At 37.1% G+C, this 13,043-nt stretch carries 13 protein-coding genes; 9 read left to right on the top strand and 4 right to left on the bottom strand.

Annotation, left to right across the window (positions count from 1 at the left end):
* Positions 1-120 precede the first annotated feature (120 nt).
* The 6 genes from rpe (at position 121) to trpC (ending at position 5,634) form a co-directional block, all read left to right on the top strand.
* Entirely contained in the window at positions 121-792 is a 672-nt protein-coding gene (gene rpe, locus DM558_RS11755) for a ribulose-phosphate 3-epimerase (RefSeq protein ID WP_127164177.1), read from the top strand.
* A gap of 1 nt (position 793) precedes the next feature.
* Positions 794-1,489 (top strand): phosphoglycolate phosphatase, encoded by a 696-nt coding sequence (locus tag DM558_RS11750; protein WP_127164176.1) that lies wholly within the window; start codon positions 794-796, stop codon positions 1,487-1,489.
* A 214-nt stretch (positions 1,490-1,703) separates the two neighbouring features.
* On the top strand, positions 1,704-3,182 hold the full coding sequence (gene trpE / locus DM558_RS11745; protein ID WP_127164175.1) for an anthranilate synthase component I: 1,479 nt from the start codon (positions 1,704-1,706) through the stop codon (positions 3,180-3,182).
* A 12-nt stretch (positions 3,183-3,194) separates the two neighbouring features.
* The gene (locus DM558_RS11740) at positions 3,195-3,788 is read left to right on the top strand and encodes an anthranilate synthase component II (protein WP_127164174.1); all 594 of its coding nucleotides are present in this window, start codon (positions 3,195-3,197) and stop codon (positions 3,786-3,788) included.
* Positions 3,788-4,837 carry an anthranilate phosphoribosyltransferase gene (trpD, locus tag DM558_RS11735; RefSeq protein ID WP_127164173.1) on the top strand — a complete coding sequence of 350 codons (1,050 nt, stop codon included), beginning with the start codon at positions 3,788-3,790 and terminating at the stop codon, positions 4,835-4,837. Before DM558_RS11740 ends, trpD begins: the two co-directional genes overlap by 1 nt.
* Complete coding sequence (gene trpC / locus DM558_RS11730) at positions 4,834-5,634, top strand: indole-3-glycerol phosphate synthase TrpC (RefSeq protein ID WP_127164172.1); 801 nt, start codon at positions 4,834-4,836, stop codon at positions 5,632-5,634. The genes trpD and trpC overlap by 4 nt, the downstream gene beginning before the upstream one ends.
* A 37-nt stretch (positions 5,635-5,671) precedes the next feature.
* Here the strand turns inward: trpC and crp are convergent, their stop codons facing one another.
* On the bottom strand, positions 5,672-6,319 hold the full coding sequence (crp, locus tag DM558_RS11725; protein ID WP_127164171.1) for a cAMP-activated global transcriptional regulator CRP: 648 nt from the start codon (positions 6,317-6,319) through the stop codon (positions 5,672-5,674).
* A gap of 302 nt (positions 6,320-6,621) precedes the next feature.
* On the opposite strand from crp, the gene hemN reads away from it, so the two are divergent.
* From hemN to DM558_RS11710, 3 genes are all read left to right on the top strand, one after another.
* A complete protein-coding gene (hemN, locus tag DM558_RS11720) occupies positions 6,622-8,004 on the top strand; it encodes an oxygen-independent coproporphyrinogen III oxidase (protein ID WP_127164170.1) in 1,383 nt (460 codons plus the stop codon).
* 110 nt (positions 8,005-8,114) lie between these two features.
* Complete coding sequence (gene fnr, locus DM558_RS11715; protein ID WP_127164169.1) at positions 8,115-8,867, top strand: fumarate/nitrate reduction transcriptional regulator Fnr; 753 nt, start codon at positions 8,115-8,117, stop codon at positions 8,865-8,867.
* Between the two features lie 447 nt (positions 8,868-9,314).
* Positions 9,315-9,773, top strand: coding sequence for a pilin (locus DM558_RS11710; RefSeq protein WP_127164168.1), 459 nt, complete (start codon positions 9,315-9,317; stop codon positions 9,771-9,773).
* Positions 9,774-9,813: 40 nt separating this feature from the next.
* Here the strand turns inward: DM558_RS11710 and trpA are convergent, their stop codons facing one another.
* The 3 genes from trpA to DM558_RS11695 all read right to left on the bottom strand — a co-directional run bounded on the left by trpA (position 9,814) and on the right by DM558_RS11695 (position 12,784).
* Positions 9,814-10,614 carry a tryptophan synthase subunit alpha gene (gene trpA, locus DM558_RS11705; RefSeq protein WP_127164167.1) on the bottom strand — a complete coding sequence of 267 codons (801 nt, stop codon included), beginning with the start codon at positions 10,612-10,614 and terminating at the stop codon, positions 9,814-9,816.
* The gene (gene trpB / locus DM558_RS11700) at positions 10,611-11,816 is read right to left on the bottom strand and encodes a tryptophan synthase subunit beta (RefSeq protein ID WP_127164166.1); all 1,206 of its coding nucleotides are present in this window, start codon (positions 11,814-11,816) and stop codon (positions 10,611-10,613) included. The genes trpA and trpB overlap by 4 nt, the downstream gene beginning before the upstream one ends.
* A gap of 446 nt (positions 11,817-12,262) precedes the next feature.
* Positions 12,263-12,784, bottom strand: coding sequence for a fimbrial protein (locus DM558_RS11695; RefSeq protein ID WP_127164165.1), 522 nt, complete (start codon positions 12,782-12,784; stop codon positions 12,263-12,265).
* Positions 12,785-13,043: the final 259 nt, after the last annotated feature.

The following is a 13,043-nucleotide window of genomic DNA, read 5'->3' as shown; positions in this document are numbered from 1 at the left end:
AATACTATTATAAAGATCTTTTTGAAAAAATGTTGATGCAATGAGGATAAAAATATTGGTTCATTGAGGGTATAATGTTATTTATAAAGTAAATGTAATCAAGTTTTGATGAGGCTCTCTATGTTACCTTATGCGATAGCACCTTCTATTCTTTCAGCTGATTTTGCGCGTTTAGGTGCGGAGGTTGAGGCAGTATTAGAGGCGGGTGCTGATATTGTCCATTTTGATGTGATGGATAATCATTACGTTCCAAATCTGACAATAGGCCCTATGGTCTGTAAAGCTTTACGCCAGTATGGTATTAAAGCCCCGATCGATGTGCATTTGATGGTGAAACCTGTTGATCGTATGATTGGTGATTTTATTGAGGCTGGGGCTAGTTATATTACATTCCATCCAGAGGCTTCTGAACATGTTGATAGGTCTTTACAACTGATCAAGTCAGGTGGGGTTAAAGCAGGATTGGTTTTTAATCCTGCTTCTTCACTTGATGCGTTAAAGTATGTGATGGATAAACTGGACATGATTTTATTAATGAGTGTTAACCCAGGTTTTGGTGGGCAAAAGTTCATTCCAACAACGTTACAAAAAGTGAAAGAAGTGCGTGCATTAATCGACGCGGTAGGCTTAGATATTCGTTTAGAGGTAGATGGTGGTATTTCGGTGAATAATATAGCAGAAGTGGCAAAAGCGGGTGCTGATACTTTTGTGGCGGGTTCTGCTATTTTCAATACCAGTGATTATAGGCAAACAATTGATACAATGCGTGTGGCATTGGCTAAGGTAGACTGATATGAATCTTTTACAACATTATTATCAAGGTAAATATCCAAAATTGGTGATGTTTGATTTGGATGGAACACTTGTCGATTCGGCGCCTGATATAGCTATTGCCGTGAATAAAACGCTAAGAGAGTTAGGGTTGCCTGTTGTATCCGAAGATAAGGTCCGTTTATGGGTTGGTAATGGAGCTGAAATGCTAATTCGTCGTGCATTAACCGATGGCGACGATAATAAACCTCTGGATCAAAGTTTGTGGGCTAAGGCATATAAGTTGTCGTTGGGTTACTATCCGTATCACCACGATATTAAATACCTTTACCATGGTGTAAAAACATTTTTAGAGGCCATGCAAAAGCAATCTGTGAAAATGGCTATTGTGACGAATAAGCCTGTTCAGTTTGTTGAACCTTTGTTAAAGGAGCTAGGAATTGGTCATTATTTTGATTGGTTTATCGGCGGCGATAGTCTGCCTCAAAAGAAACCAGCGCCAGAGCCTTTACTCTATGTTCTCGATCAGGCAGGAGTAAAGAGAGAAGAAGTTCTTTTTGTGGGGGACTCGAGAAGTGATGTACGTGCTGCAAAGGCAGCGAATATTCCCTGCGCTGCTTTAACTTATGGCTACAATCATGGCGAGCCTATTGCAAATGAAAATCCAACATGGGTTATTGATGACTTAAATGATTTATTAAAAATTTTTGCTAAGTAAGGGTTGATTCTCGCTTTAAGCTGATGTAGTGTAATAACCCTAATATTAAATTATCCTGTAAGGGTCAAACTAACGTGGTAAGTGATAACACAACAATAAGAGTTATTAAGGTATTGGGTCGTTGGCGCTAGGCGCCTATTCCTATTTGAGCCATTTGTGTGGCTACCTGCTTTTACGTTTGTGTTTAAATTAATTTACCAATGAGGTTTGACCCATGTCCCCTGAAGAATTTAAGGCATTAGCTGATCAAGGATATAATCGTATCCCCGTCGCTATTGAGACCTTAGCTGATTTTGATACCCCTCTTTCTATTTATCTAAAACTAGCCGATGGAGCTAATAGCTTTTTATTGGAGTCTGTTCAAGGCGGAGAAAAATGGGGACGTTACTCCATTGTTGGTTTACCTGCACAGACTGTATTACGTGTGAGGGGATATCATGTCGAAGTTTTTACAGATAATCGGTTAGTACAAAGTATAGAAGTTGATGATCCTTTAGATTTTGTTGAGAAATTTAAAGACTCTTATAAAGTAGCACCTGTTAAAGGTTTACCGCGTTTTAATGGCGGACTGGTTGGTTATTTTGGCTACGACTGTGTTCGTTATGTAGAAAAAAAATTAGGTCCTTGCCCTAATCCTGACCCATTAAATAACCCTGATATAGTACTGCTTGTTGCAGATAAGGTTGCTGTGTTTGATAACTTATCTGACAAATTGCATTTTATTATTTTAGCTGATCCTTCAAAAGATAATGCCTTAGAAAAAGCTTATGATGATATCAATGGTTTAATAACACGTTTGTGTCAGCCTGTTTTTCCGAGACCAGGACTAAAGTTAGACGTGACAGCAATGAAAGAACCTGCTTATGAAGCAAGTTTTACGCAGCAGGACTATGAAAAGGCTGTTGGCACCATTAAGGAATATATTCGTGCTGGGGACTGTATGCAAGTCGTACCTTCACAACGAATGTCAGTAGCTTTTGATGCAGAGCCCATCGATTTATACAGGGCATTGCGTTGTTTCAACCCAACGCCTTATATGTATATTTTTAATTTTGCTGATTTTCATGTGGTGGGAAGCTCGCCAGAGGTTTTAGCACGTGTTGAAGATGGGATTGTTACTGTGCGTCCTATCGCTGGTACGCGCCCTCGAGGTAAAACACCAGAAGAAGATTTAGCATTAGAAAAAGATTTATTAAGCGATGCTAAAGAAATTGCTGAACATTTGATGCTAATTGACTTGGGTAGAAACGATGCGGGTCGAGTGGCTGAGATCGGTAGTGTTAATGTAACTGAACAAATGGTGATTGAACGTTATTCTAATGTAATGCACATTGTGTCTAATGTAACAGGCGCATTGCGTAAAGATTTGACCTCGATGGATGCCTTAAGAGCTATTTTACCAGCCGGTACATTATCAGGTGCTCCAAAGATTCGAGCTATGGAGATTATCGATGAGTTAGAGCCTGTAAAACGCGGTGTTTACGGTGGTGCGGTAGGCTATTTAGCTTGGAATGGAAATATGGATACAGCAATTGCGATTCGTACAGCCGTGATTAAAAATGGTCAGTTACATGTTCAGGCCGGTGGTGGAATTGTAGCCGACTCTGTCCCTGCTTTGGAGTGGGAAGAAACCATTAATAAACGTAAAGCAATGTTTAAAGCCGTCATGTTAGCAGAACAGAATACTAAATAGGGGCGAAAAAAAATGTTATTAATGTTAGATAATTATGATTCCTTTACTTATAACATTGTCCAGTATTTGGGTGAGCTGGGTGCTAATGTAAAGGTTTTACGTAATGATGAAACAACAGTGGAAGAAATAGAGGCTTTACAACCAGAGCGGATTGTTATTTCTCCTGGACCTTGTACACCGAGTGAAGCAGGAATTTCATTAGAGGTTATCCAGTATTTCTCAGGTAAGTTACCTATTTTAGGGATATGTTTGGGCCATCAAGGTATTGGGCAGTTATTTGGTGGCCATGTGGTGCGTGCTAAAGAGCCTATGCATGGTAAATTAAGTGCCATACGTCATGATGGGCAAGGTGTATTTAATGGATTAAAGAATCCATTAACGGTAACACGTTACCATTCACTTGTAGTTGATTTGGCAACTTTACCTGATTGTTTAGATGTTAGCGCTTGGACTGAAAAAGAAGATGGTACTGTTGACGAGATTATGGGGTTACGTCATAAAACTTTAATGGTTGAAGGCGTTCAATTTCACCCTGAATCTATTTTGAGTGAGCAAGGGCATGAGATGCTTGCAAAATTTTTAAAACAACAAGGAGGTGCACGTTAATGGAAATTAAAGAAGCATTAAACCGAATTGTTAATCAACTGGATCTTACTTCACAAGAAATGCAGCAAGTGATGCACCAAATTATGACTGGCAAATGTACAGATGCCCAGATTGGTGCATTTATGATGGGCTTGCGCATGAAGAGTGAAACAATTGAGGAAATCGTAGGCGCTGCACAAACAATGCGTAGTCTTTCGACAAAAGTATCTCTTCCCTCTTTAGAAGGTGTTGTTGATATAGTGGGAACAGGTGGAGATGGCGCCAACATTTTTAATGTGTCTTCAGCGACCGCCTTTGTTGTGGCCGGTGCAGGTGTTAAAGTTGCAAAGCATGGTAATCGTAAAGTTTCCAGCTGTTCAGGAAGCGCTGATTTATTGGAAGCTGCTGGTATTTATTTGCATTTAAAACCAGATCAAATAGCGCGTTGTATTGAGACGGTTGGTGTGGGGTTCATGTTTGCACAAGATCATCATGGTGCTATGCGTTACACCGCAGGTGCTAGGAAAGAGATTGGGTTGCGGACATTGTTTAATATTTTAGGTCCATTAACGAATCCTGCTGGTGTACAGCATAATGTGATTGGTGTTTTTAATCGAGAGTTGTGTCGTCCAATAGCGAATGTATTAAAGCATTTAGGGAGTAAGCATGCGCTTGTTGTTAATTCTCGTGATGGCTTAGATGAGTTTAGTTTGGCTTCTGCTACTTTTGTTGCTGAATTAAAAGATGGCGAGGTTCAAGAATATTGGGTTGACCCTGAGGCAATGGGTATTGATAGCCAGACATTAGCTGGATTAACTGTTAATAATTCTCAAGAGTCATTAGCCTTAATAAAAGATGCTTTAGGAAAGCGTAGTACCGAGGCGGCAAAAAAGGCAGCAGAGATGATTATATTAAATACTGCCCCTGCATTATATGCTGCAGACTATGCCGATAGTTTAAAAGAGGGTGTTCAGTTGGCACAGGATGCATTGTATAGCGGTTTAGCGTATGAGAAGATGATTGAGTTAGCAGCGTTCACGCAAATTTGTAGACAGGAGAATGATGCATGAGTATTCCTACTATTTTAGAAAAAATTATTGCGCGTAAATTTGATGAAATTGCTGAGCGTTCGGCTAACATAACCATTAGCCAGTTACAAGAACAATTAAAAACCCAAGCTCCTACACGCCACTTCGCTGATACTTTAATAGGTAAAGTTAATGCTAAAAAGCCAGCAGTTATAGCAGAAATTAAAAAAGCATCACCCAGCAAGGGGGTGATTCGCACTCCTTTTTATCCTGCAGAAATTGCTAAAAGCTATGAGTTGGGTGGTGCAACTTGTTTATCTGTATTAACGGATAAAGATTTTTTTCAAGGCTGTGAAAGTTATTTACAAGAGGCTAGAGCAGCTTGTGATTTACCTGTACTAAGAAAAGATTTTATGGTCGATCCCTATCAAATAGTTGAGTCTAGAGCTATTGGAGCTGATTGTATTTTGTTGATTGCGGCAGCTCTTACAAATAGCCAAATGAAAGAGTTAGAAGACACAGCTTATGAGTCTGGACTAGATGTGTTGGTAGAGGTTCATAATCAGTTGGAGTTAGATAGGGCCTTATCATTATTAAAAACACCACTGCTGGGAATAAATAACAGAGATTTACATACCTTTGATTTCAGTTTGCAAACAACACTTGATTTATATAAACAAGTACCTGACAACCGAATAGTCGTTACGGAAAGTGGTATTTTAACCACGCAGGATGTTAAGCTCATGCTTGAGAATGGTATTTATGGTTTTCTAATTGGCGAGGCTTTTATGAGAGCTGAGTTACCAGGTGCAGCGCTTAACAAGCTATTTAGTGCCTAATGTCTTAAGTAAAAAGCTATTTGTATTACAAATAGCTTTAACGCGTACCGAAAACGACGATACTACGCCCAGAAACACTGATTAATCCTTGTTCTTCCATTTCTTTTAATACTCTACCTACCATTTCACGAGAGCATCCCACCACATTGCCTATTTCTTGTCGTGTAACTCGTATTTGCATACCGTCTGGGTGAGTCATGGCATCAGGTTGCTTGCAAAGATCAAGTAAAGCTCTTGCTACTCTGCCTGCTGTATCAATAAAGGCAAGTCCTGTTACTTTTCGAGTGGTTTGTTGCAGGCGTGAGGCCATTTGATTCGCAATAATATAAAGTAGCTCAGGATGTTGGCAAGCAAGTTTATGGAAGTCAGTATAGGAAATTTCAGCAATTTCACTGTCAGTTTTTGTATTAATACTGGCTATGCGATGAGCTTGGTTAGTTTTCTTTTCAGGGTCAAATAATGAGAGTTCACCAAAAAAATCACCAGTATTCAAGTAAGAGATAATCATATTTTTATCATCTTCAGTAATTGAAACTGTCGCAGACCCTTTAATTATAAAGAATAATGTATCAGCAAGGTCGCCTTGATTAACTATGCAGGTTTTGGCTGGATAGTGTTTAATTTTGAAATGATGAATGATTTTGGTCAGCCCTTTTAATTTGGGATTGTAGCTATAATCAATCATTATATTTTCCAATATGAGGTAAAAGTGTGTATTGAATCATAATATGAGTAAGTCGCCAAGGCTATTAATCAATTGTATTAAATGGAATCATTTTCGAAAGTATTCATCAGTTGTAATAATAATGTAGTAAGTAATCTGATAAGAAATATAAAAACGCTTTAATCATTTAGTGCTATACTAATAACTCATAATGGCTAAGGTACGAGTATTGTTAAGTTGATGTAAGTCAAGGTGTTACAGATGGATTACTCATAGACTGTATATGAGTAATTTTAATTTGTATTATTGAGGCCTTATACATAATGTCAAGTATTGTTCAGTGGGATAGTTCCTTAATTAGTCGTTATGATATGGCAGGACCGCGTTATACTTCATATCCTACTGCTGTTCAGTTTCGGGAAGATATCTCTATTTTAGATTTAAAGCGTGCATTGCATTTAAGCCGCAAGCAAAAAAAGCCTCTATCTTTGTATATTCATGTTCCTTTTTGTGCCAATATTTGTTACTACTGCGGTTGTAATAAAGTTATTACAAAAAACAGAGGCTATAGTGAGCCTTATGTTGAGAGACTTATTAAAGAGATTACTTCAGTTAGTAAGGATTTGAGTCGTGATCAAGTTGTTGAGCAAATACATTTTGGTGGCGGTACGCCAACATTTTTAACAACAGATCAGATCGGACGTATTATTGGTGCATTAAAAGATAATTTTCAGTTTGCAGATAATGCGGATTGTGATTTTAGTATCGAAATTGATCCTCGAGAAGCTGATTGGACTGTCATGGGAGCACTGCGTGAGCATGGCTTTAATCGTATTAGCTTAGGTGTACAAGATTTTAATACCGATGTACAGATAGCTATTAACCGCTTACAAAGTTTTGAGCAAACACAAGTTATTATTGAGGCAGCACGTACTTTACAATACCGCTCGGTTAATATTGATCTTATTTATGGACTACCTAAACAGACAGTAGAAAAGTTTTCTAAAACGGTCAAGGAAGTAATAGGATTGCAACCTGATCGTTTATCTGTATTTAATTATGCTCATTTACCAGATCGTTTTAAACCACAACGCCGTATTAATGAGAGTGATCTACCTTCATCTCCTGAAAAGTTGAGGATTTTACAAAATACAATAGAGCAATTAACTAGCGTGGGCTATCATTATATTGGCATGGACCATTTCGCCTTGGCTGATGATGAGTTAGCTTATGCTCAAGAAGAGGGAACTTTATATCGTAATTTTCAAGGTTATACAACACATGGGCATTGTGATCTTATAGGTTTTGGAGTCTCAGCAATAAGCCAAATAGGTGACTTTTATTGCCAAAATACGAGTGATTTATCTTTGTATGAAGAGAGTATTAAAAGGGGAGACCCGGCAATAAAACGTGGTTTGATTTGTAATGAAGATGACCGAATACGTCGTGCCGTTATTCAGCAGATTATTTGTCATTTTTATTTAGATTTCTCTAAGATAGAGCAACAGTTTGGTATTGATTTTAAATCTTATTTTAGGGAGTTATTTCCTCAATTGCAGGCAATGGCGAAAGATAATCTTTTAGAACTAACAAATGATAAGCTTATAGTACATAATTCAGGCAGATTGCTTGTTCGCTCCGTTTGTATGATGTTTGATAATTATTTAACGCAAGAGATGCCACAAAGGTTTTCACGCGTTATCTAGTAAATAGTGTGATATATTAAATATAAGTTGAAAATAAAATAAATTACTGGTAAAAGTATGCGGTGTTATTATATCTTAGAGTTAAGAATATTTTTAGGATACATCGTATTATGCCAGAAATAGCTAAAGCTAGAACGCCTCTACAGGCTCATTGTAAAGACTGTAGCTTGATTACGTTATGTTTGCCTTTGTCTCTTGAACAAGGTGATATAGATTTATTGGACCAGATAGTGAAGCGAAGCCGTCCAATGAAGCGGGGTGAGTTTTTATTTAATCAAGGAGATAAGTTCTCTTCTGTTTTTGCTGTTAGATCGGGTAGTTTAAAGACTTTTAGTGTAACAGATGAAGGTGAAGAACAAATAACAGGTTTTCATTTGCCGAGTGAAGTCGTTGGAATGTCTGGTATGGATAATGATGTTTATCCAGTTTCTGCTCAAGTTTTAGAAACAACATCTATTTGTGAAATTCCTTTTGATCGGTTAGATGAGCTAGCGGTTAGCTTGCCAACTTTACGTCGTCAGCTTATGCGTATCATGAGTCGGGAGATTCGTGATGATCAACAAATGATGCTTTTACTCTCTAAGAAAACGGCTGATGAGCGTATTGCCACTTTTTTAATTAATCTTTCTGCTCGTTTTCGGGCACGTGGTTATTCTGCTCATCAATTCCGTTTAGCTATGTCACGTAATGAAATAGGTAATTATTTGGGTTTGGCGGTTGAAACAGTTTCTCGTGTTTTTACACGCTTTCAGCAAAATAATTTATTAAAGGCTGAGGGTAAAGAAATTATTATTCTAGATGCGAATAGTCTTTTAGCGTTAGCTGGTGGTAATGGTGAGTTATCAAATTGTAGCGCACAATAATCGGTAATATTTAAAAGAGATGATTAAAATCTCTTTTAAACTGATCAAAAGTGAGTAAAAGCTACTATAATAAATGCAGTCGATGATAGATCATTATTGAAAGTCCTATCATGTCTGATCGATATTGAATGAAATTTTGTAAAGGGTTATTGTATTATTTCGTCAATACTTTTGATGGTATGGTTGAAGGAAATTATATAGTCATCCTTAATATACTATTATTATAATTAGATACGATAAAATCTATTCTAAATTTTAAGAGTTGTATCAGATCACTGACATTTTTTGTCATTTTTCGTCTTATCTTATCATATTAAATTTATTTAAAATATGATGATTATAAAATTATATAAATAAAATCAAGCTGATAAGTATATTCTTTGTTTGGCTTTACTAGTTGGTTTACTTTTTGCTTCCACTAAATTGTGAATACTAAGAGATTAAAGAATGAAAAGGGTTAGTGAGGGTTTTTCATTAATAGAGTTAATGGTTGTTATTACAATTGTTGCAATTTTAGCAGCAGTTGCTATTCCTATGTATCAGGATTATCTAACAAGAGCAAAGTTAGCTGAAGTGTTTACAGTGGCTTCTAGCGTAAAATCTCGTGTTATAGAGTATTATTCAATTAGCCATCAATGTCCTGTTAATACAGGAGGTAATTCTGAGATAGCCCCTACTGATTATGCAACAGCAATTATTCAAGAAATTAATGTTGTTAGCACCAGCGGTGGATGTGATATTAATGTGAAAATTAAGCAAGATGCAGCATTGGCTTCTGAGGTTAGAGGTAAAACAATCAGTTTGCAATTAGTGCCTGCTAATATATCAGGTGCTTTCGCTTGGACATGTACAAGCGATATGTCATCAAATAATATAGGACGGTATTTACCAAAGGTATGTAATTAAATGATTTGCCATATTTAGCCCTCTTTATAGAGGGCTTTTTTTATTTTTTTATTGCGTTAGATAAATCACTACATAGTGATAACACATCATTAATGGCAGTTTGATCTGTTTCTGCTTTTTCAATAAGATTGACAAACGCAGAACCTACTACGACACCATCAGCTAATTTTGCTATATTTCTTGCTTGCTCTGTGGTTTTGATACCAAAGCCTACACAGATAGGGAGTGATGTATGTCGATGGAGTCTTTTGATAGCCTCGCCGATTTGTTCATTAGTTGCACTTCCCGCTCCTGTAATTCCTGCGACAGAAACGTAGTAAACAAATCCTGAACTATTACTTAGTACTCTTGGAAGACGTTGATCATCAGTAGTGGGGGTCGCAAGGCGAATAAAGTCGATACCTTCATTTTGTGCATATACACAAAGATCTGTATCATGTTCAGCTGGTAGATCAACAATAATCAATCCATCGACACCAGCTTGTTTAGCTGCTTTGGTAAAATTTTCTGCCCCAAAATGGTGGATGGGATTAAAATAACCCATTAAAACGATAGGCGTATGTTGGTTACTTTGTCTAAAAGTAGTTACCATTTCTAATGTTTTTAATAAGGTTTGTCCATTTTTTAAAGCGCGTAGTGATGCTTTTTGAATGGTGGGCCCATCTGCCATAGGATCAGTAAAAGGCATTCCTAATTCGATAATATCAGCACCTGCATCTGGTAGTTTTTGCAGTAAACTAAGTGATATTTGATAGTTTGGATCACCTGCAGTGATAAAAGTAATCAGAGCAGTTTGCTTTTTTTCTTTAAGCTTTATAAAACAGTTAGCAATACGGCTCATAATTGATGTTCCTTAATATAATTCATAACAGTTTGCATGTCTTTATCTCCACGCCCAGAGATATTTACGACCATTAAATGATCTTTAGGTAAGTTAGGCGCACGCTTAATTGCCTCTGCTAACGCATGAGCTGACTCAAGAGCAGGGATAATCCCTTCTTGGCGACAACAAATTTGAAAAGCATCCATGGCTTCATCATCATTGATGGCTACATATTCTGCACGTTTTATTTCATGTAACCACGAGTGCTCTGGACCTATTCCTGGATAGTCTAACCCAGCGGAGATTGAGTGAGCATCGATGATCTGTCCATCGTTATCTTGTAGTAAATAAGTACGGTTACCGTGTAGCACCCCTGGTGCTCCACCTGTTAGGCTAGCCGCATGTTTATTTGTTTTTACCCCGTGACCACCTGCTTCTACCCCGATCAATTGGACAAACTGGTCATCAATAAAAGGATAAAATATACCTATAGCATTGGAACCACCACCAACGCAGGCAATAACACTATCAGGAAGTTTTCCTTGCTTTTCTAGCATTTGCTGCTTAGTTTCTTTTCCAATAATAGATTGAAAATCCCGAACCATTGCTGGATAGGGGTGGGGGCCAGCGACAGTCCCAATGAGATAAAAGGTGTCAGCGACATTTGTTACCCAGTCACGTAGTGCTTCATTCATGGCATCTTTGAGTGTTCCAGTCCCCGATTGAACAGGAATGACTTCAGCACCTAATAACTTCATCCGAAAAACATTTGGTTGCTGACGGTTAATGTCAGTAGAGCCCATATATACTGTACAAGGTAAACCAAAACGTGCTGTAACGGTTGCAGAGGCCACTCCATGCATTCCTGCACCAGTTTCTGCAATGATGCGGGTTTTTCCCATGCGTTTGGCTAAAAGAATTTGGCCTATACAATTATTAATCTTATGTGCCCCAGTATGGTTTAATTCTTCGCGTTTGAAATAAATTTGTGCTCCTCCACAATATTTTGTGAGGCGTTCAGCGAAGTAAAGCGGGCTGGGGCGACCAATATAATCCCGTTGAAAGTAGGCAAGCTCTTTTAAGAATTCAGGGTCATTTTTTGCAGCTATGTATGCTTTATCTAGATCTAAGACTAGAGGCATTAATGTTTCGGCGACATAACGGCCACCAAAGGAACCAAACAAACCGTTGGTATCTGGGGCATTATAGGATAATGGCATGGATTACTCCGCTAGCGGTATTAAAAATAATGTTAACTTTGGTAGTTATTATAACAATTTCTTGGTTTTGTTATATAAATACATTTTAAATGTGTATTCAATAACTAATGAAAGAGTCTGATAGTGTGTAAGTTTATATAACTCTATTTAAATTGTCATATGAAGCCAAATTAGATGATTAAGCTTTAACGTATTATTGTATATTAATCGTTAGTATTTTATTAAAATACATAAGCTAGCTAATTAGTTGTGTTATAGAGTTTTTTAGAAATCATTGTGTATTAATAGTTTCGTTGTGCCTGAATGAGTATTATGAGCATTGTTTTTAGCTAAACTTGGTATATAGTTATTTCTTATAATTTTTTTATTTTAAAGAATATCAATAATGAGTTATCTATTCTCCAAAAATAGATAACCCACACTTTCTACAATGAAAGGTTTTCAGCTTACTCGTAAACTACCTCATAATTTGTAGATGCTAATACTGTTCCAGCAGAAACAGGAGATTCTGCATAGTATTTTGCTACAAATGGGATAGTAGCTGTTCCGCTGGAAATATCTACTTGTGATGACATAGTATTATTAGGATCATTAAAGTTAATAATAGAGTTGCTTAAACTATCTGTAACTTGAATTGAAAGATTTTTAGCTGTTCCAGTATTGAGTAAACGACCAGCAAAATTGAAGTATTGCCCAGCAAATAATATTTTAGCATTTACTTTGCCACTGCAGTTAGTAAACTCTAAAGTAAAAGGGGTATCCCCAGCAGTGGTTCCAGTGGTTGCTAAGGCTGCTTCTGCAATGGTAGGCATTACTACGACGGTTGTTCCTGGATTTCCATTAAGAGAAACATTACATGTCTGGCTCGTTACTCGACCTTGAAAATGTAGAACGTTAGCTTGATCTGCTGCGAACGCAACAGGAGTTAAACTAGTTGCTAATAAGGCACTAAGCGCAAGGAGTTTCATTAAAACCTCGTTATATGTTTAATTTATATTGAAAGCTAATACTGTTTTACACTATTCCCTTAATTAGAACTGTACTAGATGCATTTATTGTTTTATAACGTAATTGAATAAAAAAGCCGCACCCAATCTAATAAAATACATGGTGACTTTAATTAGTGTTTGTTTATTATAATATTTTTTTAAAGGAAATGGTATATTTTGTCGAGCTTTCGTTATTTTATTGCTTTGATACTAGATAATTAACTTAAGTTGTTTTAAA

Origin of the sequence: Entomomonas moraniae, assembly GCF_003991975.1 — a bacterium.
GTDB lineage: Bacteria > Pseudomonadota > Gammaproteobacteria > Pseudomonadales > Pseudomonadaceae > Entomomonas > Entomomonas moraniae.
Note: the sequence above shows the minus strand (reverse complement) of the source record. Positions and strands in the feature narration are given on the sequence as shown.